This window comes from Acinetobacter kanungonis, from assembly GCF_009939195.1.
GTDB lineage: Bacteria > Pseudomonadota > Gammaproteobacteria > Pseudomonadales > Moraxellaceae > Acinetobacter > Acinetobacter kanungonis.
In genome coordinates, this window is the sequence record NZ_JAACKC010000001.1 from 804,669 (window position 1) to 830,701 (window position 26,033).

19 protein-coding genes and 2 pseudogenes are annotated in these 26,033 nt (G+C 43.2%); 9 read left to right on the forward strand and 12 right to left on the reverse strand.

What is annotated here, in order from left to right:
* Positions 1-34: 34 nt before the first annotated feature.
* Positions 35-919, forward strand: a pseudogene (rluB, locus tag GWK51_RS03570) (23S rRNA pseudouridine(2605) synthase RluB); the annotation flags it as partial.
* Between the two features lie 277 nt (positions 920-1,196).
* Here rluB and GWK51_RS03575 read toward each other — a convergent pair.
* The 6 genes and pseudogenes from GWK51_RS03575 to GWK51_RS03600 form a co-directional block, all read right to left on the reverse strand.
* A complete protein-coding gene (locus GWK51_RS03575; RefSeq protein WP_161932671.1) occupies positions 1,197-2,933 on the reverse strand; it encodes an ABC transporter ATP-binding protein in 1,737 nt (578 codons plus the stop codon).
* 13 nt (positions 2,934-2,946) lie between these two features.
* On the reverse strand, positions 2,947-4,089 hold the full coding sequence (locus GWK51_RS03580; RefSeq protein WP_161932672.1) for an ABC transporter permease: 1,143 nt from the start codon (positions 4,087-4,089) through the stop codon (positions 2,947-2,949).
* A 7-nt stretch (positions 4,090-4,096) separates the two neighbouring features.
* Complete coding sequence (locus GWK51_RS03585) at positions 4,097-5,035, reverse strand: ABC transporter permease (protein ID WP_161932673.1); 939 nt, start codon at positions 5,033-5,035, stop codon at positions 4,097-4,099.
* An 11-nt stretch (positions 5,036-5,046) separates the two neighbouring features.
* Positions 5,047-7,062, reverse strand: coding sequence for a M3 family metallopeptidase (locus GWK51_RS03590; protein WP_161932674.1), 2,016 nt, complete (start codon positions 7,060-7,062; stop codon positions 5,047-5,049).
* A gap of 24 nt (positions 7,063-7,086) precedes the next feature.
* Positions 7,087-8,808: pseudogene (locus GWK51_RS03595) on the reverse strand (ABC transporter substrate-binding protein); the annotation flags it as partial.
* Positions 8,809-8,908: 100 nt separating this feature from the next.
* Positions 8,909-10,633 carry an ABC transporter substrate-binding protein gene (locus tag GWK51_RS03600; RefSeq protein ID WP_161932799.1) on the reverse strand — a complete coding sequence of 575 codons (1,725 nt, stop codon included), beginning with the start codon at positions 10,631-10,633 and terminating at the stop codon, positions 8,909-8,911.
* Between the two features lie 786 nt (positions 10,634-11,419).
* Between GWK51_RS03600 and GWK51_RS03605 the strand changes: the two genes are divergently transcribed.
* From GWK51_RS03605 to GWK51_RS03630, 6 genes are all read left to right on the forward strand, one after another.
* Positions 11,420-14,101 (forward strand): TonB-dependent receptor, encoded by a 2,682-nt coding sequence (locus tag GWK51_RS03605; protein ID WP_171519126.1) that lies wholly within the window; start codon positions 11,420-11,422, stop codon positions 14,099-14,101.
* A gap of 163 nt (positions 14,102-14,264) precedes the next feature.
* On the forward strand, positions 14,265-14,972 hold the full coding sequence (locus tag GWK51_RS03610; RefSeq protein WP_161932676.1) for an energy transducer TonB: 708 nt from the start codon (positions 14,265-14,267) through the stop codon (positions 14,970-14,972).
* 28 nt (positions 14,973-15,000) lie between these two features.
* Positions 15,001-15,873, forward strand: a complete 873-nt coding sequence (locus GWK51_RS03615) for a MotA/TolQ/ExbB proton channel family protein (RefSeq protein ID WP_161932677.1) — start codon at positions 15,001-15,003, stop codon at positions 15,871-15,873.
* A gap of 16 nt (positions 15,874-15,889) precedes the next feature.
* Positions 15,890-16,315: an ExbD/TolR family protein gene (locus GWK51_RS03620; protein ID WP_161932678.1), complete on the forward strand. Its 426-nt coding sequence runs from the start codon at positions 15,890-15,892 to the stop codon at positions 16,313-16,315.
* A 21-nt stretch (positions 16,316-16,336) separates the two neighbouring features.
* Complete coding sequence (locus GWK51_RS03625) at positions 16,337-16,759, forward strand: ExbD/TolR family protein (RefSeq protein ID WP_161932679.1); 423 nt, start codon at positions 16,337-16,339, stop codon at positions 16,757-16,759.
* 262 nt (positions 16,760-17,021) lie between these two features.
* Entirely contained in the window at positions 17,022-18,146 is a 1,125-nt protein-coding gene (locus tag GWK51_RS03630) for a hypothetical protein (RefSeq protein WP_161932680.1), read from the forward strand.
* A gap of 55 nt (positions 18,147-18,201) precedes the next feature.
* On the opposite strand, the gene bioD is transcribed toward GWK51_RS03630, so the two are convergent.
* The 5 genes from bioD to GWK51_RS03655 form a co-directional block, all read right to left on the reverse strand.
* On the reverse strand, positions 18,202-18,843 hold the full coding sequence (bioD, locus tag GWK51_RS03635) for a dethiobiotin synthase (protein ID WP_161932681.1): 642 nt from the start codon (positions 18,841-18,843) through the stop codon (positions 18,202-18,204).
* The gene (gene bioC, locus GWK51_RS03640) at positions 18,840-19,619 is read right to left on the reverse strand and encodes a malonyl-ACP O-methyltransferase BioC (protein ID WP_161932682.1); all 780 of its coding nucleotides are present in this window, start codon (positions 19,617-19,619) and stop codon (positions 18,840-18,842) included. The genes bioD and bioC overlap by 4 nt, the downstream gene beginning before the upstream one ends.
* 9 nt (positions 19,620-19,628) lie before the next feature.
* The gene (locus tag GWK51_RS03645; RefSeq protein WP_161932683.1) at positions 19,629-20,786 is read right to left on the reverse strand and encodes an 8-amino-7-oxononanoate synthase; all 1,158 of its coding nucleotides are present in this window, start codon (positions 20,784-20,786) and stop codon (positions 19,629-19,631) included.
* The gene (bioA, locus tag GWK51_RS03650) at positions 20,783-22,066 is read right to left on the reverse strand and encodes an adenosylmethionine--8-amino-7-oxononanoate transaminase (RefSeq protein ID WP_161932684.1); all 1,284 of its coding nucleotides are present in this window, start codon (positions 22,064-22,066) and stop codon (positions 20,783-20,785) included. Before bioA ends, GWK51_RS03645 begins: the two co-directional genes overlap by 4 nt.
* 87 nt (positions 22,067-22,153) lie before the next feature.
* Positions 22,154-22,831, reverse strand: coding sequence for an alpha/beta fold hydrolase (locus tag GWK51_RS03655; RefSeq protein WP_161932801.1), 678 nt, complete (start codon positions 22,829-22,831; stop codon positions 22,154-22,156).
* 302 nt (positions 22,832-23,133) lie between these two features.
* Here GWK51_RS03655 and GWK51_RS03660 point away from each other — a divergent pair, with 302 nt between their 5' ends.
* Positions 23,134-23,706, forward strand: coding sequence for a peroxiredoxin (locus GWK51_RS03660; RefSeq protein WP_161932685.1), 573 nt, complete (start codon positions 23,134-23,136; stop codon positions 23,704-23,706).
* A 67-nt stretch (positions 23,707-23,773) separates the two neighbouring features.
* Here the strand turns inward: GWK51_RS03660 and ftn are convergent, their stop codons facing one another.
* Positions 23,774-24,238, reverse strand: a complete 465-nt coding sequence (ftn, locus tag GWK51_RS03665) for a heteropolymeric bacterioferritin subunit Ftn (protein WP_100242220.1) — start codon at positions 24,236-24,238, stop codon at positions 23,774-23,776.
* Between the two features lie 571 nt (positions 24,239-24,809).
* On the opposite strand from ftn, the gene GWK51_RS03670 reads away from it, so the two are divergent.
* On the forward strand, positions 24,810-25,877 hold the full coding sequence (locus tag GWK51_RS03670) for an SDR family oxidoreductase (protein ID WP_161932686.1): 1,068 nt from the start codon (positions 24,810-24,812) through the stop codon (positions 25,875-25,877).
* Positions 25,878-26,033: the final 156 nt, after the last annotated feature.

Here is a 26,033-nt window from a genome sequence, read left to right on the forward strand (position 1 = left end):
AACTGTTGATGATAATTTCTAAGGTTATGCTGTCATGAGTGAAAAATTGCAAAAGGTGCTCGCACGCGTTGGTTTAGGCTCTCGCCGTTATATGGAAGAGGTCATTGCTGCTGGTCGTGTGAGTGTCAACGGTCGCGTTGCTCAAGTGGGCGAACGTATTGAGCCAGGCGATGAGCTTCGCATCGATGGTCGTAAAGTGCAGTTCCAAATTGAAGACGAAATTCGTCGTCGCGTTCTGATTTACTACAAACCAGAAGGTGAAATTTGTTCACGTAACGATCCTGAACAACGCCCAACGGTATTCGATAATTTACCTGCGATTGCCAATGATCGCTGGGTGATGGTCGGTCGTCTGGATATCAACTCTACAGGCTTGTTACTGTTCACAAATGACGGCGAGCTTGCCAACCGTTTGATGCATCCATCGAATGAGATTGAGCGTGAATATGCCGTACGTGTGATGGGTGAAGTCACACCGCAAATCCGCAACAACATGTTACGTGGTGTGGTGTTGGATGATGGTCCTGCTAAGTTTGAATCGTTCTCTGAAATTGGTGGTGATGGGATTAACCGTTGGTATCAAGTGGTAGTAAAAGAAGGACGTAACCGCGAAGTTCGTCGTATTTTCGAATCACAAGGTCTAAAAGTAAGCCGCCTATTACGTACCCGTTATGGCACTGTAATTTTGCCACGCGAATTACGTACAGGTCGCTGGATGGAACTCGACAAAGCCGACATCGACAACTTAACCAAGTCTGTTGAATTGAAGCCACGTCAAGGCACAGGTTTATACGGTATGGCAAAACGTCGTACTGAACGTATGCAAGACAAACCATTGGCAGCACGCCGTGGCGGTTTCTTACGTCAGCAACGTCGTGATAATGAAGATGAAGGTCAACAAAAACCAACCTTCAACCGCGAGCGCCGTGAAAACCCAAATGGTCACACACACCGCCGTCAGGACAATGCGCAATCAGGTTACGGTCAACGTGAACAACGTCAAAACACGGGTTATGCACAACGCGACAACCGTGGTGACAACTTTGGCAACAAAGGCACCTATGGTCAACGTGACAACCGTGATGAACAAGCGCCGCGTAAGCCATTTGGTGCAAACAAAAGCTTTAAGAAGTTTTAATCCACTTCTGACAGATCAATAAAAAACCGCCTCAGGGCGGTTTTTTTACAACTTAGAATTAAGAAACACTGTGCTCAATCCCTTTGGGAATCGCCCCCAGCAGTCGTTTGGTGTACTCATGCTGCGGAGTCTGATACAGATCATCAGAGTTGGCAATTTCAACAATATCACCATGATTCATCACCATGATCTGATCGGAAATATATTTCACCACCGACAAATCATGTGAGATGAAAATATAGCTGAGTCCAAATTCATCCTGTAAATCTTGCAACAGATTCAGCACTTGTGCCTGTACTGATACATCCAGTGCCGACACCGATTCATCACAAATCAGAATTTCAGGCTTTAAGGTCAAACAGCGCGCTATCGCAATCCGCTGCCGCTGCCCGCCAGAAAACTCATGCGGATAGCGATGAAATGCCGATGCAGGCAAACTGACCCGCTCCAGTAAATCCAAAGCGATTTTTTTCCGTTCTGCATCGTTGGCACCAATGCCATGCACCTGCATCGGTTCTAGCAAAATTTGTCCGACGGTAAAGCGTGGGTTTAAGGAGGCATAAGGATTTTGGAAAATGATCTGAATTTTACGTTGGAACTGGGCAAACTGCTTGTCCGACATTGCCAAAATGTCTTGTCCATAAATCCGCGCCGATCCACCTGTGGCCTGCTGTAAGCGCATGAGCAATAGACCAATGGTGGTTTTACCCGAACCCGACTCTCCCACCAAGCCCAAGGTTTTGCCTTTCGCCAGTTGAAACGACACCCCTTTGACCGCTTGATATTCCTCGCGACCAAACAGCCCTTTGCGGCTATAAAAAGACTTTTTCAGGTCACGTACATCCAAAATGATTTCTTCATTGCCTTTTAAGCCACGTTGCCGCTGAGGTCGTGACTGCTCTGCCAGCCCTTGCTTTTCGACCCAGTCCTGCCCCTGTTGCTGCATAAAGTCACTGATCATCGGCAAGCGAAACGGACGCTGTGAAAATTGCGGACGACATTGTAATAAGGCACGAGTATAGATATCTTGTGGTTGTTCCAGTACCGACTCGACTGCACCTTGCTCACGAATTTCACCATGACGCATCACAATGACTTGATCGGCAATTTCGCTGACCAAAGCCAAATCATGGGTAATAAACAGCATCGACATTTGACGGCGTTGCTGCAAGTCCTGTAATAAATCCAGAATCTGCTTTTGAATGGTGACATCCAGTGCCGTCGTCGGTTCATCCGCAATCAGTAATTTTGGTTCACAGGCAATCGCCATAGCAATCATCACCCGTTGTTGCTGCCCTCCTGAAAGCTGGCTGGGATAGGCATCAATTTTGGTTTCTGGCAAAGGAATTCCCACTTCTTTGAGTAGCTCCAAAGTGCGTGCTCTGGCTGGCTTACGTCCCATTGCTAAATGCAGTCTAAGTACTTCCGCAATCTGATCACCCACGGTAAACACAGGATTGAGTGATGACATCGGTTCCTGAAAAATCATCGCAATGTCTTTACCACAAACCCTACGCATCTCGGCTCGTGATAAGGTGAGTAAGTTTACGCCTTCGAATAATATTTTACTTTCAGCAGCAATTTGACTTTGCTCTGGCGGCAACAAGCCCATGGTTGCCAGTGAGGTTACCGACTTGCCACTGCCCGATTCCCCCACCAAGGCAACGGTGGTATTGGTCGGAATGGCAAATGAAATTCCTTTGACGGTTTCAATGTATTGCTTATTTTCAGCTTTAAAACTGACTTTCAAATTTTCAACTTTTAATAAGATTGAATTTTGCTGCGGCTCGGTCATGTTCATACACCTCTTATTTTAGTTTTGGGTCCAATGCATCACGCAACGCATCGGTAAACATGGAAAATGCGGTGACCAAGATGGCCATCGCCACCGAAGCCGCGACCAGTTGCCACCATTTACCTAAAATCAATTCACTTTGCGCTTCATTTAACATGCTGCCCCATGACACCACGCCCACAGGCACACCAAAGCCCAAGAAGCTAAGAATGACTTCGGACTTAATGAATGCCACCACCAGTATCGAAATTTGTACCAACGCAATGTGACTAACATTCGGGAATATATGCACAAACATGCGTCTAAAATGACTAACCCCAATGGCTTTCGCCGCCAGTACATATTCACGTGAGGTATGTTTCATATACTCGGCTCGAATCAGTCGATAAACTCCTGTCCAGCCTGTTAAACCGAGAATCAATACAATCGAGACAATGCCTTTTTGCTGTAGTACCGCTGCAATGGCCAAAATCAGCAACAGATATGGAATGGAGGTAAAGATGTTATAAAACCAGTTCAAGACATCATCGACCCAGCCACCAAAATAGCCCGAGATTGCTCCAAGCACCGTACCAATCAACACAGCTAATAACGCAGCCACAACCCCGACAATAATGGACGTTTCAGCACCTTTGATGGTTTTTTGCAGGACATCTTGCCCCCACTTGTCCGCACCAAAAGGCAAGGTCTGCTTGAGTTCTGCCTGTTGGTCCAGTAAATGCCCATCCAGTTGCTGGTCAATCGCCTGCATGTCCTCTGCCAATGGATCAGTTACGCCATAATAATCAATCGCACCGCCTGTAGCCTGCTCCTTGGCAATTTCGGCATTCAGCTCACGCATCACATCTTTTAAAGGATCGACAGGATTTTCAGGTAAAGCCTGTGCTTGAGCAGTCTCTTTTTTGATTGTTTCATTAACAGGATCAGCGCCCATAAAGGTCGGGGGTGCATAACTGACTGCGACCTCTTTATTCCAGTTAGAGGCAATCACCCCCGTCATAGACAACAGCAACATCAGAAAATAGCACAGCACCACAAACAACGAGATCATGGCAATTCGGTCCGCCTTTAAACGGCGCATGGCCAGTTGCCACAGCCCAGAAGACGCGGTTTCTTCAGTATCTAATGCTTTTCTTTTAAATATCACACTTAGCATAGTTCACCTACTTCAACTGTACGCGCGGATCGACCAGCTTATACACCAGATCGGCAATCAGGTTAAAAATCATGGTTGCTGCTGCCACATAAACGGTGATGGCTTTAATCACGGGAAAGTCACTACGCTCAACAGCGATAATCACTTCGCGCCCAATGCCCGGAATACCGAAAAAGCGTTCAATCAAGAATGCCCCAATGAGCAAGGCAGGCAAGGTCGCCATCACATCGGTAATAATCGGAATTGAAGCATTGCGCAGGACATGCACACCCAAAATGCGGCGCTCACCTACCCCTTTGGCACGTGCGGTATGGACATAGTCCTGATTGACTTCATCCAGCACAAAACTACGGTAAAGTCTTAAGGTTGGTGCAATACTAACCACCAGCATAATTAAAATCGGCAGCAAGGCATATTTAAACAGGTTTTCACTGAAACTATCGCTCCAGCCCTGCACGGGGAACCAACTCAGTTGATACGCAAATACATACTGAAAAACAATAATGTAGACCAAAATACTGATCGACATACCGATGGTACACATCATCATGACCATACGGTCGGTTAAGGTGCCGCGTACCGCAGACACCGCCAATGCCAGAATGATCGAGATCACGGTTTGTAAAATGGTGAGTGGAATCAATAAGGTCAGCGATGGACCTAACCGTGTGGTGATAATCTGTGAAACCGACTCTCCTGTACTCCAGCTTAGACCATAATCAAAAGTCAAAATCTGCTTGATGAAAATCCACAACTGTACATAGTAGGGTTGATCCACCCCCAACTGTTGGCGAATATTTTCAATCTGTTCTGGATTGGACATTTTACCCGCCAGAATATAGGCAGGATCCCCACCCACCCAGTTAAACAGAAAGAAGATCAGCAGCACGACTCCGAGCATGGTCGGAATCATCTGCCATAGGCGACGTATGATATATGCCAGCATCTTGATGCCCCCTATTTAACCCGTTGACCAGTAATTTCATCAAAAAAGGCTTTATTGTCTGGTTTACGCCCCAAGAAATCCTTGACCAAATCTTCCGCAGGCTTCTGCCCGCCTTGCGATAAAATGGTCTGACGATAACGCTGCCCCACTTCGGGATTATTCAAGTTATTACCAAATGCCGACAGCATGTCTAAAGCCAGAACTTCAGACCACATATAGCCGTAATAGCCCACTTGATAGCCACCCATGATGTGCCCAAACTGCCCTGGAAATGCCGTCGTTGGAACATAGCCCAATGCGGTTGCTCCTTCCATCTTCTTCCAGACCTCTAAGGGCTGAACTTTTAAGGCATCACTACCATGTAGTGCCATATCGTATTGGGCATACAGGGTTTGACGGGCATAGTGCAAACCACGACCATAACTGTGTACTGCATTCAGTTTGGCAATCAGCGTATCATCCACGCGTGGACAAGCAGGGTTACAGTAATCCGCTACTTTGGATAAGGTTTCTTTGCGACGCGCCCACTCCTCATACATTTGCGAAGGTGCTTCAACAAAATCACGCTCTACTGAAGTGCCTGATTGTGCTGAATAGCGGGTGTTCGACAAGATACCATGTAAGGCATGCCCGAACTCATGCACAAAAGTTTCCAGCTCATCACTGTTTAAACCTTTACGATTGAAGTTGGTGACCAAGGCTGAAATCGGTTTGCGTCCTGTGAGACTGCTGCCACCATAAACACCCCACACCGCGGCATGTCCGTATTTGCCTTCACGTGGGAATTTATCGACATACAAGCCCCCCAAAAGCTGTCCAGTTTTTTTGTCGGTCACATCGTAGTACTCAACTTCGTTTTGCCAAACACCGACTTTGATAGGCTTAAATTGAATGCCATACAGATTGGATGAAATCGCAAATAGCCAGTCCTGCGCCGCTTGGGTTGGGAAGTACTCGCGCATTTTTTCTTGATCGACCTGATACTTGGCTTTACGCAGCTTTTCACTCCAATAAGCCTCACTCCAACGCTCAATCTTGGCTTGTGCTACAGGAACATTTAGCGTTTTAGCTTGAAACTCACGCAGTGTTTCCACTTCTTTTTGCTCTAAAGGCGCAACCGTTGCATGTACCTCTGACAAGAATTTATTCACGGTTTCAGGGGTTTCCGCCATACGTTTATGCAGTGCCCACTCGGCATAACTGGATTTTCCAAACAATTGTGCCAGTTCATATCGCAAGTCCATGGCTTGTTTCAATAATGCCAAATTACGCTCGCCACCACGGCGGGTATAGGCAATTTGATAACGCTTGCGTGCCGCATCGTTGTCTGCCAATTCCATGAACGGGCGATATTCAGGATATTCAAACCCAAGTAAATAATTGCCTTTGTCATTCTTTTTTAAGGCATCGATATAGCTTTGTGGTAAGCCTTTTAATTCAGCAGGCGTAAACTCCAGTTTTTGTGGATTATCACGTACATTGCGTGCATATTCCTGCTCAATCTTCGCCAGTTCAGCCAAAATTACTTTTAAGCGTGCCTGCTTTTCGACACTCAACTGAATCCCTGTTTTTTCAAAATCGTTGAGTAAGTCTTCACGAAACTTGCTATCAATCGCATCCTTGGCTTGGGTGTTCTTAATTTGTTGATAGAGTTTTGGATTTTGATAAATATCGGTCTGGAACTGACTAATCTTGATTTCGCAATCTTCAGCCGCTTTACGCAGTGCCGCATCTGGCGAAACATTGCTGTATAAGCCAATGGGTCCATAAAAATCTTCAAATGAAGCAAAGATACGATCCCATTCTGCAAGTACGGGCGCTGCATTCTGCTCTGCCGACATCGGCTTAGCGGCAAAAATCTTTAACTGTTTATTAATGTCCTGAATTTTGGCATCACACAAAGCAGGAATGTCTTGGGCTTGAAATTGCGGCAAGGTCTGACGCGTGGGAGAATCTGCAAAAGCAAACTGCTGTACAGCAAAAGTTAAAACGCCGAGTGCGGTCAATTTAAAAGTCGGGTGATTCATCATTACTCCAGTTTTATTTAATTTCTATTTCTTCATGTCAATATCGATGTACATCCATTCCGCAGGCAGAATCGGATGCTTTTTAAAACCAATCACACGTGGTTGTGCCAAGACATTGCGATAACGTGCGCCAATGATCTGCACGGGCATATACACCTCAAGCAAACGTGACATTTTCCGATACAGGGCATCCCGCTCTGGGCTTGGTGGCATTTTCTGAGTCTGCTCATACAAGCGGTCATATTCAGGAATTTTCACGCAGGCATTGTTGGTCACATTGATGTTTTTGCCATAGAACAACTGCATAAAGTTGTCGGCATCTGGATAATCGGCAATCCACGCTGAGCTTTTAAACATGGTCTTGCACTGTTTTTCCAGCTTTAGCGCTTCGGCAAAAGGCAAAGACTGGGTACTCATTTTAATGTGGATGCTATCCAGCGTTTTCTTCCAAAATTCTGCCTGTTGCTGACTGCGTGCATTATTGCCCGAGATAGTCATCTCAATTTGCAAAGGTTTGCCATTCGGCAAAGTTCGCCAACCATCTGCACCGACTTTATAGTGATAACGGTCTAACAGCAGATTGGCGGCTTTGACGGAATAAGGAATGCTGCTTTTATAGTTGGGGTCATAGCCCACTACACCATTTGGAATCGGGGCTTGCAAGCGTTCAGCATCGCCTTTTTGCAAAATATTGATGTAATTTTCAGGAGAGAATGCCATTGCCATGGCACGACGCAACGCGATTTTGTCTTTACTCATGCCACCCACCACAGGGTTTTGCATGTTCCAATAATGATAATCAATGGAAGGATCGGTAATCCGTGACAGTTGAACGCCTTTTTTCGCCAGTTCGGGTTTGAGTTTGCCATTTTGCAGCGCCTGAACGGTTAACTCACCATCCAAGGCAAACAGATCAATTTCATCTTTAATAAACGATAACCAGCGAGATTGCCCTTCTTCCATCACCTGAATATCAATCTCGCCAATTTGCGGCATTTTTTTGCCTTGCATGGCTTTCACAATTTTCTGATCTTCTGCACTAGATGCTTTAAAGTTCCAGACAAAACTACGAAAATCAGGATTGGCCTTTAAAATAATCCGTGAACCCGGTGTCCAGCGGGTCAGCAGATACGGCCCCGTCCCGACAGGATGCCCCATCACAAAACCTGCTTTGTCGCGATATTTTTCAATCACTTCACGTGCCACAGCCCCCGCAGGCTGATGTGCCAGCAGCATTGGAAAGTTTTGATCTGGACTGGTTAACCGAATCACCAAAGTGTAACGGTCTGGGGTCTGTAAACCAGCAACAGGTTGATCGTAATTAAACTTGCCTGTTTTTGCCGCCTGTTTCAGTACCGCATCCATTCCTAAAATTCGTCCATCCAGTAACCAGCTATTAGGTGAACGCAAGTTCGGATCAAGCAAGCGCTTAAAGGTATAGACATAATCAGCTGAGGTCAGCTCACGCTTTTTACCTTTAAACACGGGATCTGCGGCAAAATAAATCCCCTTTTGCAGGCGTATGGTATAAGTCAACCCATCTGCACTGACTTCGGGTAAAGCAACTGCGGTACGCGGCACCAGCTTTGCGGGTGATACCAAATAATCGTAGGTAAATAAAGTCTCAAAGATGGAACCATTGACATGCGCCGAATACAGATCATGCACACCTGCGGGATCAAAACCCGTTTCAGCTACGGGAAACACATAACGTAAAACCTTGTGCGGATCGGCAGGGCTTTGTGCCCAGACACTCACAGCGCTGCTGATTAAAAGGCTGCCCGCGAATATCCCTTTTACCCAATGTTGCATTTGTTGATTCAACTGTTTCATGCTTCTTCCAAATTCATTTATTTTTTTCAGGCTGTATATCCAGATATTGCCAATTGCTATTCATCATCGGATGGGCTTTAAAACCCTGAACCTGCGGATGCAGCAACCAGTTACGAATACGGCTGCTATGAATAATCCATGGGTTGTCGGCTTCAATTTGACGGCTTAATTTTTCATAATACGGCAGGCGTTGTTGCGGTGCTAAACTCAACATTTGCAAATACAACGCATCATAAGTTTTGGATTGATAGCAACTTAAATTGCCCTGTGCGGCATTCGGTCCATACAGTAACTGGGCAAAATTTTCCCCTTCAGGATAATCTGCAATCCAAGCACCGCCCCAGACCATATATTTGCATTGAGTGGCAGCCTTTAAGTTATCGGCAAAATTACTGACCTGAAAATCGACCCGAATGCCGATGGCATCTAGATTCTTTTTCCATAATTCCGACTGTACCACCGAACTAGAACTGTTCTCGGTCATAAACTTTAAAGTCAGCGGTTTGCCCGTAGGTAAAGTGCGATAACCATCTGCACCTTTTTTATAACCAAAACGATCCAACAGTTTATTCGCCAAGACCGGGTTATAAGCCAGACTGCTGCGGTAATTCGGATTGAAGCCCTGAACCCCATCTGGAATCAGCATTTCCGATTTTACCGCCTGCCCCTTGTAGAGTTGCTTAATCGCTTCGTCTTGATTAAATGACAAACTAATGGCACGACGTAAGGCAATTTTATCGAGACTGAATCCCCCTACAATCGGGTCTTTCATGTTGAACATGGTGTAGGTAATTTCGGGATCTTTATTGGGATAATGCTGAATGCCTTGCTTAACCAATTCAGGTTTCAGTTTTTGACCATCCAATGCCTGTGGCACAGCATTTGAAGTCAATTTATCAAAGTCGAGCTGTCCTGTTTTAAATGCCAGCCAGCGCGACTGCTCTTCTTCAATAATGCTGACCTCAACTTTGCCAATTTGTGGCATCTGTTTGCCCGACATTTGCTGAACCAGTTTGTTGTCCCAAGCTGTGCCTGTCGATTTAAAATTCCAGACAAAACCACGGTAATTGGGATTGGCAGTCAATTCAATTTTACTACGCGGCACATATTTACTCAGTTGATAGGGTCCAGTCCCGACAGGATGCTGTGCAATCCGATCTCCATAATATTCAACCACTTCCCGTGCAGTCGCGCCAAAAGTCACATAAGCCAGAATGTATTGAAAATTATAATCAGGACGGGTCAGGGTAATTTGTAAGGTATAGGGATCGAGGGCTTTTAAACCTGCAATCGGAGCATCGTAATTAAACTTGCCTGTTTTCTTGGCCAGTGCATTGGCTTCATTACCACCTACAATTTTTCCATCAATGAACGAGTAAGTGGTAGAGCGGTTTTTCGGATCTAAAATGCGCTGAATGCTGTAAATATAATCTTGGGCTTTCAGTTCACGGTGCTGCCCTTTAAACGCGGGATCAGGTGAAAAATAAATCCCAGATTTAATTTTAAAGGTATAAACCTTGCCATTCTGTTCAATGAGAGGCAAAGCCTGTGCGGTATTGGGAACCAACTGCACGGGTCGCGCCAGATAATCATATTTCAGCAAAGGTTCAAAAATGACTTCGGCGATTTTTCCACTGTAAAAATTGTAGGTTTTGACCATATCAAAACCATCATCAGGTGCTTCCATCGCCACGTGTAAAATCTTGTTGGACTGTGCCGCAGCATTGGCTTGCAGCATACAGCCCGATGAAATCAGCAGGGTCAAAATGGCGATTCTTAAATTTTTGGCTTCCAATTTTTACCTTTCCCGTGATACCCGCATAAGTGCTGGTTTATTCATTGTTTTTAAACTGATGTGTTTGTTGTTATCCATTTTCCATTTAAGCAAATTCTTTCGCATTCGTCCTCTGCTTAAGTGATGAATCGACAATGATTTGATCCTAAAGCGAATTCCGTGCCATCCCAAAAAACTTGCCAGTATTTTAAAAAGTCGCTTAATTTAAAGTTATTTTTTATTAGATATTTATCGTAATTTTATCTAACACTTTTCTTTGTCTTATTGACCAAAAACTACAACCCATCAGCACACAAAACACCTTTACACAACGCACAAAAAAAACACATATATGATTCATAATTGCACACACCTTATTTTTTTATAACAAAAAATATAATCAAATATATGTTTTTTATTAATTTTATTAATTATACGTTTCATAAAAATAATTTATCATTAAGATAAAACCGAGAGTTTTCGTTTGTTTTTTGAACAAAAATTAAAAATATTAAAAAACACCTCTGACTTTTAGTTCCAAATTGACGCATTTTCATCCTCACCCATCATTTCAGCTTTCCTACTTATATAGCTAATATATTTTGTGAGTAAAATCACATTTTAAAAATGTAAAATACATATATTTCAATGATTTAAAATTTAAACATGTGTACAAAAACAAATTGGCATCTGAATTGCTTAAACCACCCCAGCAATCTTGCTAAATACAAAAAAAGGATTACTTTTACTATGATAAAGAACAAAAGTGCTAAGGTGGCGGCCAAGCCGTCAGTTAGCAAAGCAATTCTTAAATTAAGTACGCTTAGTTTAAGTATGATGTGCTTGTCTTTAGCTCATGCCGAAGAAACCGAAAGTACAGAAATACAAGAACAACCCGTAAAAGTTGCTAAAGTCACAGTAACAGGATCTTCCATTAAAGGGGTTGCCGCACAAAGTGCCTCTCCCATTACCATTATTAAAGGTGAAGACCTGACCAATCAGGGGATTACCACCGTAGAGGAAGCCTTAACCAAGGTCAGCGCCAACCAAGCAGGTTATTCAACTTCTCAAAATGTCGGGGCAAGTAGTACCGAAGGCTCATCTGCCAACTTACGCGCGCTTGGTACAGATAAAACCTTGGTACTTTTGAATGGTCGTCGTCTTGCCTATAGCCCATTTAGTACCTCAACCACCAACCTGAATATCATCCCGATGGCGATGATAGATCGAATTGAAATTCTGCGTGACGGTGCTTCCGCAGTCTATGGTGCCGATGCGATTGCAGGGGTCATCAACTTCATTACCAAAAAAAGTTATGAGGGTTTAAGCATCAGTGGTGGTCTGGTGCAACCTGAACAGTCAGGTGGCGATAAGCAGGACGTGCAAATCTTTGGGGGTTATGGCGATCTGGATGAACAAGGCTTTAACGTCTTTGGTGTGGTAGATTATCGTCGCTCCAATGACATTATGGCAAAAGATCGTAAGGTCAGTGCGCGTGGCGGCGTTTTACCTGAGCTCGGGATTGATGCCAGCTCTGCCAATGGTTTCCCTGCGAACTTTTACGACCTGACCAGCGGCACCTTGGGCAATCCCTATGGTAATAGCAATTGTAATAACACCCCGAATGTGGTGGCGGATGGCGGACTGTGTTACTTAAACACCCAAGCCTTGATTGGGATTGTACCTGAAACTGAAACCATTTCTGCCATGGGGCGTGGCACACTCAAACTGAGCGATACCTTTAACGCGATTGGGGAATATATCTATTCTCGTAGCGAAGTCACCACCTCCATTGCACCAGATGTCTATAGCCGCTCCGTTACTCTCCCGTCCACCAGCCCTTACTACCCGGGTAATGGTATTACCCCTGCAGTCAGCGGTTTAAGTGGTGATCCACTGCAATTGTACTTACGTTCTCAAGGCGGCAATCGTGTTTCACAATCGGTGAATGAATCGCATCGTGCCTTTGCTGGTATTGAAGGTGAAGCCTATGGCTGGGACGTCAATGCAGGCGTCACGTATGCCAAAAGTGAAGCCACCGATAGTTTTGTCAGCGGTTACTTGAACCGCAGCAAATTACAAGCTGCTTTAGATGATGGCTCGATTAATCCCTTTGGTGCCAGTGCTGACTCGAGTTTATGGAACTCATTTTCCGTCAGTGGTGAATCGAATGTCGCTTCTTTAGATTCCACCACGGTAGATTTCACCTTCAGCCGACCAATTTTTACTTTACCAGCGGGTGAGGTCGGTTTTGCCATTGGTGGTAGCTTTACCACGCAAGACTGGGAATCCAAAGTCAACGCTGAAATCGTGAGCCAAGTCCCAAGTAGCGGAATTGACCCAGATGAACCCGTCAATACAGGCGACCGCGACATCTCTGCTGTCTTTACTGAATTCCAGATTCCAATTACCAAAACTTTAGAAGCACAACTGGCTGCCCGTTATGACGACTATAGCGACTTTGGCGACACCTTTAACCCAAAAGTTGCCTTACGCTGGGAACCTTTAAAACAACTGATGTTCCGCACCTCATACAGTACAGGCTTCCGAGCACCAAGTTTATGGGAAATGAATGCACCACAAAGTGAGACGTACACTGGGGCGAAATACAATGACCCTGTGCTCTGCCCTGGCGGTAAAGCAACATCTTCGCAATACCAGACTGAATGTAATACCCAGTTTAAACAAATGCAGGGCGGCTCATCGGACTTAGAGCCAGAAGAATCAACTTCATTTAATGCAGGCTTCGTTTTTGAACCTGTCAAAAATCTGGTCTTCACGCTCGATTACTACAATATCGAAATTGATGGGTTAATCGACACGATTGATGAAGCAATGATTTTTGCAGATCCAACCAAGTATGCGAGCAGTTTTGTTCGTGACTCAGAAGGACGCATTAAATACATCAACACCACACTGGTAAATATGGGCGGTATTAAAACCGAAGGTTTAGATGTTTCTTTAAATTACCAAACCCCAATGACGGCAACAGGTCGTTTTGGCTTCGGCATTGATGGGACTTATGTCATGAAATATGACAAACAAGAAGAAAAAGGTGGTGAATGGGTTGGCAAAGTCGGCACCTATGATGATCCAGCCATTCTACGCTGGAAACACGTTGCTAACATTAACTGGAGTTATGAAAACTGGAAGCTGATCTTTGAGCAAGAATTCTACCGTGGTTATGACGACCAAAATGCCACAGGCGATGATGCTTATGATCGCCACAAAGTCAGCGACTACACCCTCTACAACATTTCAGGTACTTACAAAGGCTTTAAAAATCTAGAGCTGACTGCGGGAATTAAAAACATGTTTGACGCAGAACCTGCAGCATCAAATGTACTGGATAACTTCCAATACGGTTATGACCCTCGCTATAGCGACCCAACGGGACGCGCTTACTTCTTGCGAGGTACTTACAAGTTCTAATTGGCATTCTGTCCATAGCGTCTTGAATACCTCCAGCAAGACGCTATGGGCAAAACATTTCATCTGTCGTTTAGCCAAACAACAAATGCCGTCAATCCGTCCATCTTTCATGAGCAGCGATGCGTGAACGATTTCTTGTTTGTCTCAAATTTCAGGAGTAATAATGGGCACGAGTTTCACAGCGTTAGAGAACAATTCAGCCAAACGCCTGATTGGTATTGGGGCAGTCATTTTTCTGCATCTTATTATTTTCTATGCGCTTATGGCGGGTTTGTCTAAAACCATGCATAAGCCAGAAGAACAAACGGTGGAATTGATGATTATTCAAGATCAACCACCCGAACCCGAAAAGCCGAAACCTAAAGAGATTCCTCCCGTGCCACCAAAACTGGTCAAAGAGGTGCTGAAAACGGCAGAACCTGAAAAACCTGTAGAAAAGGTTGAGCGTGTACAAAAGACAGCTCCTGTCACACCAACTCAGCCCGTTAAAGCAGCAACGCCAACTCCAGCAGCACCCTCTCCAAGCCCTGTGGCAGCACCTGCTCCCGTAGTGGCGGCTGCAACGCCTGCACCAGCCCCCAAACCTGCGGGAGTGACTCGCGGTGTTTCACGTGGAGAAGCGGGATGTAAATCGCCAGATTACCCGCGTGACGCACTGATGAATGAAGAACAAGGTGCGGTCACGATTTCAGTTTTGGTCGGCACCAATGGCAACGTCATTGACACCAAAATCAAAAAATCCAGTGGCAGTAAAAATTTAGACCGTGCGGCATCCAAAGCCTTCAGCCTTTGCAGCTTCAAACCTGCAATGAAAGACGGCGAAGCGCAAGAGTCTTGGTATGACATTCCCTATGAATTTGTCTTGAACTAATGAATGAAACAAAAATTGGAGCATATACATGAATAAAATGATGAACCCTGTAAAAAAAATCGCAACCGCGAGCTTAATTGCGGCAAGTACCCTTCTCCCAATTCATTCGGCATTTGCAGAAGATGCCGCCCCTGCAACCACCACAGCGGTGACTTCGAGTGAAAGTCCTACAGCACCACAACCACCTGCCAAAGCGGATGCTTCACCTACGTACAACCCCTATGGCTTAGAGGCCATGTGGAAAGAAGGTGACATGGTGGCAAAAACCACCCTGTTTATTTTGGTGATGATGTCGATTGGCACGTGGTACATCATGATTACCAAACTGCTGCAACAGTCCAAAATCAAAGGACAAGGTCGCAAAGCCGATGCAGAATTTTGGGATGCCAGCACCCTCGAAAGTGCAACCGATAGCTTAGATAAAGACAGCGTGTTCCGCTTTATTGCTGAAAAAGGCATTCATTCCACCAAGAACCATGAAGGCACGCTATTAGAACGTATCGACTTCAATACTTGGGTGACCATTTCCATTCAACGTGCCATCGACAAAATTCAAAGTCATTTGAGTGGTGGCTTGGCTTTTCTGGCGACCGTTGGTTCAACTGCGCCGTTTGTAGGTCTGTTTGGTACGGTCTGGGGAATTTACCATGCACTGACCGCGATTGGCATGTCAGGACAAGCCTCGATTGACAAAGTTGCAGGTCCCGTAGGTGAAGCACTCATCATGACGGCAATTGGTCTGGCCGTAGCTGTGCCTGCAGTACTGGGCTACAACTGGTTAACTCGTCGTAATAAAGCAGTGATGGAAAATGTCCGTACTTTCGGCTCTGACTTACATACTGTTTTACTCAGCGGTGAAATCAGCAGTAATCCAAATCATAAAAAAGTCGTGAATAAATAAAAAGAGGACATCAACCATGGGCATGATGGTCAGTTCAGATGACAATGAAGATGATGTAATCGGAACCATTAATACAACCCCGCTGGTTGATATTATGTTGGTTCTACTGATTATTTTTCTGATTACCGTACCCGTTGCCATACATACGGTCCCCGTAAAATTACCCGAGGAAAAAAATACGCCTTATGCCAACAAGCCTGAAAACATTCAACTTGCGGTGAATAAAAATGGCGATGTGTTCTGGAATGAAAAATATATTGGAAACAAAACAACTTTATTCACGCGATTACAAGCCGAGGCACAAAAACGTCCACAACCTGAAGTGCATATTCGGGGTGATCAGCTCACCCGCTTTGAAGCAATTGATCAGGTCATCAATGCAACCAAACAAGCTGGGATTGGCAAAATCGCTTTTGTGACCACGCCCCCAGCTTCACCATAATCGGGTCAGAAGGAGCAAGTTATGGGTATGAATGTTGGCTCAAATGATGACGATGATGTAATGCTCGATGTCAACATGACACCGTTAATTGATGTGATGTTGGTATTGATCATTATGTTTATTATCACCATCCCCATTCCTAATAATGCCATCAATATCAATTTGCCGAATGGTGCTCCACCACCACAAAGCAATGAAAAACCACCTGAAATCATCAATCTTAAATTAGATGCACAAGGCAATATCTTCTGGAATGATCAGCCTGTAGAGAATAAGCAAGCTTTAGAAAACTTGTTGATGACAGTGGCAAAAAAGTCAGAACAAGACCAAATCAAACTGCAGCCTGACCGTATGACCGAGTACAAACAAGTCGCAATGGTCATGGCGATGGCACAACGTTTGAATATCACTAAAATTGGGATTGAAAGTAACGCATCACTTTAATCTTGTCGAAAAAAATCCGCATTTCATGTTATCTGAAATGCGGATTTTTCTTTTAAAAATATAAACACTGTCTTAAGCCCATTTAACACTATCTTGGTAATCCTGTTTTAGAATTTACATGTAAATAAAAAATTCAACCTATAAGCATGCTTCAAAAATAAATTAATGAATAAAAAATATTCACTATACAAACCATTCTGTATATAATGCGCTTCGAAATTTAATACTTAATAATTCAATAATTTAACTTAGAGTAATACTAATGAAAAAACTAACTGTTTTAAGCCTTGCTATGTCATTGGCATTTTTAAGTGGATGCGGAGGGGGTTCAGGTGATTCTGTTGCATCTTCAATTTCATCAGATTCAAGCTCTACAGGATCAACTGTATCTCAATGTAATCGAGGTATCTTGCTCAACTCAAAAATTACAGGAACAACAATTTTTGATGAACCTTTATATACTTTTGATTATGAATATCAAAGTATAGTCAATACACCAACTTATGTGACCCAATTATATGCAGATGTAATTCAAAGAAATGGACAAATGCTCTATGTGAACTATGTACCTATTTATAATGTCACCGCAGATGAGCTAGATAAAATTACCGCAGAAAATGAAGAGATTAACGATGGCTATATTTTAAATAACCAAGGATTATATACCCAAAAATACTTTCAAAAAAAAACTAATGGTTGGCCATACTTTTATCTTTCTTCAGCTCAAGGGCTACAAGTTTCAACAGCACTATTTAATGATGAATGTAGTTTGAATGCTGGTAAACAGAATTATGATTATGAAAAGATTGATCTTTCTGGTAAAAAAATAGCAGATATTTTCCCTTCTAATATCCTCACAGGATATCCAAAAACTCAGGATTATATTTACGTACATAACCAAATCGGAATGGCTCTAAAAGGAAACAAGGATGCTTTAGCCGCTTTACTTTCAAGTGGTGCAACATTCCCTTCTGGTTCTTTTGTTTATGTCCCTAAATCTATTGTTTATGATGATTATCAATTTTACTTTTCTGAATCCACTGTAACTAATGCAACTAGTTTAGAAGACTGGGTTCAAAAATATTATGGTCAATTAAATTACAACTATAAGATTGATAAAATTTCTAATCTAGATGTGGCATATAGCGTGGATGCTGCGGGCAATCCTGTATATGAAGCTGGTGCTGATCCTGCAATTAAAAAAGATGGAAAAATCTATGATGGGGAATGGGACGTTAAAGGTGACATACTTTCTCCTGAATATGGCATGCTTTTGAATGGTGAATTAGTCAACTATGAATCAAAAGGAAGTTTTACGTTGTTTAATAAATCAAGTTTTGAGTTTATCTCTCAACAGATTAAAAACAACTATCAAAGCATTAATTAAATTTTAAGCAAATAATAAAAGAAGAGTTATTAAAAATTAACTCTTCTTTTTACTTTTATAGCACAGGAATATCAATCCATAAAGCATCAGGAAAATTCTTCGCCAAATAAGCTTTGAGGTATTCAGAAGTATCTTTGGAAATTAACGGATCTTGCGATTCGTCATTTAAGTTATACGCCAAAGCATATAAGGATAAACCACGTGCTTTTAAGGCTTCCAAACTGAGTAAAGTATGGTTAATACTGCCCAAACGCCCAGAACTGACCAAAATTACAGGAAACTTTTTCTGTTCCAAATAGTCAATCGTCAATAATTCTGTGGTGAGTGGCACCATTAAACCACCCGCACCTTCCAGCAATACTACTTCAAATTTTTCTGCCAATTGCTGGGTTGCCGCTGCAATCTTGTCAAAATCAATGTCACGACCATCAAGCTTGGTGGCTAAATGCGGTGATGCAGGATAGCTAAAAATTTCAGGCATGGTCAGTTTGCTTTCATCTTCAGGCAACCAACCTGTGCCCATAATTTCACGGTGTTGCTGAATATCTTCAGAGACATCGACATTACCCGTCTGAATCAACTTTTGCGTGATCACCTGCTGACCTTGCTCACTCCATAACTTCGCCAGATATCCTGTGGTATAGGTCTTACCAATACCTGTATCAATCCCACTGATAAAATAGATGTCTGCTGTCATGTTGTTCTCCGTGCAATACAATAAATCGGGTGATAGCTGAGTAGGTACTGTGTCTGCCCTTGCTGATCCGTCTCCGAAAATTGCTGATAATCATGATAAAACTGTTGTAACGAATGCTTGGTCCAACGATGTGCAGCACTGGTTGCTGTCACACCCGTGGCTTTTAAATGCTGTAGTACTTGCTTGGGATGCGAGAAATGCAAGGTCTTGATCTGTTCACTCAGATGTAACACATCAAAACCAGTTTGCGTTAAGACCTGTCGCAACTCAGACAAGCTATGATATTCAAGACCCTGCCCCGTTAAGGCTTTAATTTCTTTTAAGTTCTGCTGTCCAAAAATCGAAAAACAGAAAAAGCCTTGTTGTACCAAAGCGTATGCTATTTTGCTAAAAACGGCCTGTAAATCGGTCATCCACTGCAAAGCAGAACTTGATGTGACCAAGTTTAATTGTGTCGGAAGTTCAAGCTGCTCGATATCGCCAATTCGCCATTCAATTTGTTGCTGCTGCGCAAAATGACGCTGAACTTCAGCATAAATGTCATTCAAAATTAGCTGATCAATTTGCATATTTTGCAATAACAGATGACTTAAATTGCCAGAACCACAGCCAATTTCAAGAACTCGAGCTTGATGACGGGTCGGCAGATGCTCCAGCATCAATTGCATCAGATGCTGGCAAATTTGCTTTTGCGCGATGGCATGTTCGGTATAGCTTTGTCCCGCTTGTGCAAAACGCAGCGCCACGCGAGACTTATCTATTTGAGATGGATTCAACGCTAAAACTCATAACAAAGCGATAAACTGATCCAGTTCATCTTGCTGAAATTGGGTATTTAAACAGATACGTAAACGCGAGCTTTGCACAGGTACTGTGGGTGGACGCACAGGCATAATATAAAAACCTGCCTGCTGTAACTGTACCGCAGTATCGACCGTTTTTTGCGACTCGCCAATAATGACAGGCACAATATGGCTGGTCGATGGACAAGCATACCCTTTTGCTTGTACAGCTTGTTGTAAATAAGCGCTTAATTGTTGTAAATGCTGACGACTGGCAGTCATCGTAAGCTGTTTTTTGAAGATAAAGTTGGTCCATGCCATGCAGATCGGAGGCTGTGCAGTACTGAAAATCAAGGAACGCATCCGATTAATCAAAAACTCTCGGATAATCGGATGGCAAATTAGATAGCCACCCACCGATGCCATGGCTTTACCAAACGTCCCGACCAAGAAATCAATCTGTTCGATCACTTGATATTGCTCAGCGCAGCCTAAGCCTTGTTCCCCGCGTACGCCAATCGCATGTGCTTCATCTACATACAGCATGACTTTGGCAAATTGCGATTTAATCCGAACCAGCTCAGCCAGATCAGTTTCATCACCATCCATACTGAAAATGGATTCAGTTACCACAATAATCCGATCAAAAGCATCATCTGCATGATATTTCTGCAACAGCTGCGACAGATGCTGTAAGTCATTATGGCGATAACGCACATATTTGGCAGAAGAAAGACGAATCCCGTCAATCATACTGGCATGTACCAGCTTATCCGCTAAAATCAAAGTTTTGGCATCGCTGACTGCAGGTAAAATCCCAATATTCATGTGATAGCCACTGTTAAATAACAGCGCTGCACGACCTGCAAAAGCCTGACTTAAACTGGCTTCCAACTGTTCATATTCAGGGAAATTCCCTGTCAGTAAACGAGAGGAAGATGAACTCATCACGCGATGTGCATTCGGCGTTTCATCAAAAAACTGTTCACGTAAACTGAGATCAGAAGCCAAGCCTAAATAGTCATTGGAAGCCAAATTCAACATACGGCGTTGCTGAATGTCAATCCATTTGCCTTGCTGGGTGTTTGAAGTGAATTGACGCAAATTGCCCTGCTGTTTCAGTTCATCCAGTTGTACAGCATAATGATCTAACAAATTCATGCCGCTTCCTCTTGCATATGGCGCACCACATCCACCAATTCAGTCAACAAAGTATCGAGTTGAGTTTCTGAAATCACATACGGTGGCATCACATAAACCAGCTTGCCAAATGGACGAATCCAGATGCCTCGTTTTACAAATTCTTGTTGTAGCGTTTTCATATCAACATTAAAGTTCAGCTCCACCACACCAATCGCACCCAATACACGCACATCCTGCACATAATTGAGTTGTGCTAATGGAGTGAGATGTTGCTGTAGCTGGTTGCCAATACGTTGGATGGTACTTTGCCAGTCTTGAGACACCAATAACTGTGTACTGCGTAACGCCACAGCACAAGCCAGTGGATTGGCCATAAAGGTTGGACCATGCATAAACACGCCTGCTTCACCTTTAGAAATGGTTTCCGCCACATGCTTCGAAGTTAAGGTCGCAGACAAGGTCATATAACCGCCCGTTAAACCTTTGCCGATACACATGATATCGGGTTCAACTTGGGCATGTTCCCAAGCAAAGAGTTTGCCTGTACGTCCAAAACCTGTCGCGATCTCATCAAAAATCAGCAGGATGTTATATTTTTCACAGAGCAGTTTGGCTTGTCGCAAATATTCAGGATGATAGAAGCGCATGCCCCCCGCACCCTGCACAATCGGCTCAATAATCAAACCTGCGATACGGTGATGATGCTGTTCCAAGGTCTGCGCCAGCTCTGCAATATCCGCAGAATCCCAAGTCTGGTCAAAACCGACTTGCGGTGCAGGCACAAAAATACGATTTGGCAAACTACGGCCAAAAATCTGATGCATGCCCGTCACAGGGTCACACACCGACATGGCATTCCATGTATCCCCGTGATAGCCCGAACGCGGCGTAACAAAATTGGTTTTTTCGGTATTGCCCTGTGAAGTCCAATATTGCACCGCCATTTTCAGCGCAACCTCAACCGCAACCGAACCTGAATCGGCATAGAAGATTTTATCTAAACTCGGCGGGGTAATCTCTAATAACAGTTTGCCCAGTTCAATCGCAGGATCATGAGTAAAACCACCAAACATAATATGCGACATATTTTGCAGTTGGTCGGTCACCGCTTGGTTCAAATCAGGGTGGTTATAACCGTGAATGGCACACCACCAGGAAGACATCCCGTCAATCAGTTGACGTCCATCATCCAGTTCAATCACAGCGCCATAGGCTTTTTTCACCTTAAAGGTTGGCAGCGGATTGGTCATAGAGGTGTACGGATGCCAGATATGCTCAAGGTCAAATAAATCGGTCATCCATAACTCCTGTGATGTCGTATTTTTTTCAATGTCGGCTATCTTAAACCTGCAAGTTTCTAAAAAACATTGCGAGAATGGTCATTCCTAGACAGCCTGAACGGGTTGCTTTAAAAAATCTTGAATAATTTGCACAGTTTCTTCAACTTCAAAACATGGAAAGCCATGTGAAACCTGTTCAATCACGACAATTTCTGCTTTTCCTGCAAGTAACTGCTGCATATTTGGAATAATTTCGCAAGGAACCAGTGCATCCTGCTGCGCAAACACATGCAATTGCTGTCCCGTATAATGCGCCAAATTTTCAGTCAAATTCAACTGCTCTAATAACACTAAACCTTGCTCTAAGAGTGAAACTGATTGTGGTTTAATCATTTTTTGCATTTGAACAAAATCTTTCTTGGCAGAATCTGTACCTTGGCACACCAAAAAACCAAAACGCTTTAAGGTTGCCACAGCATCTTGTTGGAAGGACTGTTTAAACTGAATAAAGGTATCCTCAGACATAGCTGATGACCAAGCCGGCTGCGCGACAAAACACGGATTGGACGCCAAGCTGATCAAGATTTTTTGTTCTGAAAATTGTTGTTCAAGCTGCTGTACTAGCAGCGTGGCAAGCTGTCCACCCAAGGACCAGCCCATAATCACATCAAAACGACGCGCAAGTTCCACATGCTGTTGCAAGATTTCAGCATCAAAAGCATTAAAAATATTGATCAGCTCAACAGTATGTCCTTGTTGTTGCAGTTGCTGTTGTAATGGCATTAGCAGTTGTGTACCGCCACCCCACCCCGTAATCAGTAAAATACTTGCTTTCAACGTTTTGCTCTAAAAATGAAACATTGCACAGCAGTATACCCACTTTTATTTTTATACTGAGCTGCATTTCCTATCATTCTGCAACTGGCAAGTCATGCTTGGCAACGCGTGATTTTTAAGCAAAAATCCAACTCAATTCAAGTTAGATCTGCTGGATTGCACTCATCGCAGCATCAAATTTTCATTCACAGAGCATGACGATAGTTTGCTAAGATCATGTTTCCATCGTATCGAAAAATCAGAAGAAAATGACTTTGCATACCTTGCTCCGTGTCAGCTTACTTGGCATAACCTGTACCTTCGGCACTTATAGTCTCAGCCATGCCGAAACTTCGGCTCTTTCCTCATCAGCATCTAGCCAGAAACAATGGGTGGGGCAACCTGCGCCTAACTTTAAGTTACAAGATCAAAATGGCAAATGGCATCAATCTCAACAATATCGTGGTCAATGGATGGTTTTATATTTTTATCCTAAAGATGATTCCCCAGGTTGCACCCAAGAAGCCAATCAGTTCAAAGCCTTGTATCCGCAGTTCTTAAAATCCAATGCTGTGGTACTGGGTGTCAGTCTGGATGATGTGAAGTCTCATCAAAAGTTTTCAAGTAAATTAGGGCTACCTTTTCCAATTTTAGCGGATCAGCAACAACAGCTTGCAGGTCAGTTCGGGATTGTACGGAATTTTGGCATTGCACAAATTGCCAAGCGCGAAACCTTCTTAGTCGATCCGCAAGGCACCATTGTTTATCACTATAGCAGTGTCAATACCCAAACCCATGCCAAACAGGTTCTAGCAGATATTCAAAAATTCTCTAAAAAGTAAAAACATGCAGCATGAAAAAAGGTTTTCAAACTGAAGTCTGAAAACCTTTTTTCATTGCATTCTGTGCTTACATTTGCGACTGAATATAATTTTGTAAGCCAATCAATTCAATTAAACGCATTTGCTTTTCTAACCAGTAGGTATGGTCTTCTTCGGTGTCGGACATTTGCTGACGCAACATATCGCGCGTCACATAGTCACCCTTTTCTTCTGCCAGTTTCACACCTTGTGCCAACTTTTCACGCACATGGTATTCCAGCGCCAAGTCTGCTTTTAAACAGGTCACCACGTCTTGACCGACATGAATATCATCACGGTTCATGTTGGGCGTACCCTCAAGGAACAGTACACGACGAATCAGAGCATCGGCATGCGCAGCTTCTTCTTGCATTTCATGATCAATACGCTCGAAGATTTTACTTAAACCCCAATCTTCATACATACGTGAATGAATGAGATATTGATCGCGAGCTGCAAGTTCCCCACCGATCAACATATTTAAATAGTCTACTACTTCTGGATTGCCACGCATCTCGTTATACCCCATACCTTTTTGAAATATTATGGCGACATTTAGCCAAGATTGCAAAAGTTAAATTTTGTAAGTTTATGATTTTTATAAAATTAAAATGAGAAACATACGCATTTGCAGTTTAAATTCGCCCATTTTCCACATATAAAATAAGCCTTTGCAGTATTTTGCAGATTAGGACAAAGGCTATTTCATACAAAATTTTGCTTATTTTAAAATTTGTAACTATTTAAAATGGTTCTTATTACACCATGTCTTTAAAACATCACGAAGTTAACAACCATCAAACCATTATTTTTATTATTAAAAATATAAATTTAATCTCAATTTAGAGCTACTCCCCCACTGTTGCATAGTCAGAGTTAAACAGATCTCCCAATATTTTTGATTGCTAACGTTATCTATATGGGCTAAGAACGTCGTATTTAGCTCGACCCATTTGGCTTTATAAGGTACATCAACTTATGCGTTGCAATGACGCATAAGTTAGATATCTGTTTCACCGAAGCAAAGACTTTCATCACATTCGCGCTTACACTATGCCCATACCTAAAACAACAACGGTTGATCTATGACAAACTTAGCAACACAAGCACCTGTACTGGTCACAGGTGCCTCGGGTTATATTGCCAGTTGGGTAATTCAAAAATTATTAACCCAAGGCTATACCGTACATGCCACTGTCCGTGACCTGAACAAAACGCAAAGCTTCGCGCATTTATCAAAAATTGCAGAAAGCAGCACAGGAACACTCAAACTCTTTAAAGCGAACTTGCTCGAACCCAATTCATTTAGAGAAGCCATGCAGGGCTGTGAAATTGTGTTTCATATGGCATCACCTTTCGTTGTTACCAACTATAAAAATGCCGTGAAGGACATCATTGAACCTGCTGTTTTAGGTACAGAAAATGTTTTAAACACTGTAAATGAAACAGAATCCGTCAAACGTGTGATTGTCACTTCGAGCATTGCATCGACCTATGGCGATGCCGTGGATATTTTAAAAACTGATCATAATACTTTTGATGAAAGCCACTGGAATACCAGCAGCTCTGAGACCCATCAGCCGTATCCCTATTCTAAAGTGATGGCGGAGCGTAAAGCTTGGGAAATGGCAGAGGCACAAGACCGTTGGCAATTGGTTTGCATTAACCCAGCGTTGGTCTTTGGTCGTTCATTAACCCCAAATACCCAGTCAGGTTCAATTGAGGTCTTACAACAATTTACCAATGGCTTAACGCTCGCGGGTGTTCCGCCCATGTGGAATGGTGTGGTCGATGTTCAGGATGTCGCCGAAGCACACCTACAGGCTGCATTTAACCCCAAAGCAGCTGGTCGTTACATCGTCAGTGGCGATACTTTGAGTTTGCTTGAAATTGGTCAATTACTTAAAGCACATTTTGGTTGGAAGTTTCCATTTCCACGCAATGAACTGCCTAAAGCTGCCTTTAAAGTGATTGGTCCGTTCATTGGTTTTAGCCGTGAGTTTGTTGAGCTGAATATGGGTTACCCGATTTATTTTGATGCGAGCAAGAGCCAAAAAGAATTAGGTTTACAGTATCGCGATGTCAAAGAAAGCTTGATTGAGCATTTTCAACAATTGCTCAACGACGGTGTGATCAAGCAATATATTCCTTGAAATAAACAACCAAAGTTTGACTTAAATATCTCTAGTTATTGAAAAAATGATCTAAGCGGAGTCTTATCAAGTTCTCATACCATTCCATCATTAGCCTGCAGCTGGCCCTACTTTTGTTTCGGCAAAAGTAGGCAAAACCATTGTCATCTGCAAAAC

Bases quoted from the DNA above. Each gene is read 5' to 3' on its own strand.
- GWK51_RS03625 (WP_161932679.1), top strand. From the start codon at position 16,337: ATGGGTATGAATGTTGGCTCAAATGATGACGATGATGTAATGCTCGAT.
- bioA (WP_161932684.1), bottom strand. From the start codon at position 22,066: ATGACCGATTTATTTGACCTTGAGCATATCTGGCATCCGTACACCTCT.
- GWK51_RS03660 (WP_161932685.1), top strand. From the start codon at position 23,134: ATGACTTTGCATACCTTGCTCCGTGTCAGCTTACTTGGCATAACCTGT.
- GWK51_RS03615 (WP_161932677.1), top strand. From the start codon at position 15,001: ATGAATAAAATGATGAACCCTGTAAAAAAAATCGCAACCGCGAGCTTA.
- GWK51_RS03590 (WP_161932674.1), bottom strand. From the start codon at position 7,062: ATGAATCACCCGACTTTTAAATTGACCGCACTCGGCGTTTTAACTTTT.
- GWK51_RS03610 (WP_161932676.1), top strand. From the start codon at position 14,265: ATGGGCACGAGTTTCACAGCGTTAGAGAACAATTCAGCCAAACGCCTG.
- GWK51_RS03670 (WP_161932686.1), top strand. From the start codon at position 24,810: ATGACAAACTTAGCAACACAAGCACCTGTACTGGTCACAGGTGCCTCG.
- GWK51_RS03580 (WP_161932672.1), bottom strand. From the start codon at position 4,089: ATGCTAAGTGTGATATTTAAAAGAAAAGCATTAGATACTGAAGAAACC.
- GWK51_RS03605 (WP_171519126.1), top strand. From the start codon at position 11,420: ATGATAAAGAACAAAAGTGCTAAGGTGGCGGCCAAGCCGTCAGTTAGC.
- ftn (WP_100242220.1), bottom strand. From the start codon at position 24,238: ATGCGTGGCAATCCAGAAGTAGTAGACTATTTAAATATGTTGATCGGT.
- GWK51_RS03620 (WP_161932678.1), top strand. From the start codon at position 15,890: ATGGGCATGATGGTCAGTTCAGATGACAATGAAGATGATGTAATCGGA.
- GWK51_RS03575 (WP_161932671.1), bottom strand. From the start codon at position 2,933: ATGACCGAGCCGCAGCAAAATTCAATCTTATTAAAAGTTGAAAATTTG.
- GWK51_RS03645 (WP_161932683.1), bottom strand. From the start codon at position 20,786: ATGAATTTGTTAGATCATTATGCTGTACAACTGGATGAACTGAAACAG.
- bioD (WP_161932681.1), bottom strand. From the start codon at position 18,843: ATGACAGCAGACATCTATTTTATCAGTGGGATTGATACAGGTATTGGT.
- GWK51_RS03585 (WP_161932673.1), bottom strand. From the start codon at position 5,035: ATGCTGGCATATATCATACGTCGCCTATGGCAGATGATTCCGACCATG.
- GWK51_RS03630 (WP_161932680.1), top strand. From the start codon at position 17,022: ATGAAAAAACTAACTGTTTTAAGCCTTGCTATGTCATTGGCATTTTTA.
- GWK51_RS03655 (WP_161932801.1), bottom strand. From the start codon at position 22,831: ATGCCATTACAACAGCAACTGCAACAACAAGGACATACTGTTGAGCTG.
- GWK51_RS03600 (WP_161932799.1), bottom strand. From the start codon at position 10,633: ATGCTGCAAGCCAATGCTGCGGCACAGTCCAACAAGATTTTACACGTG.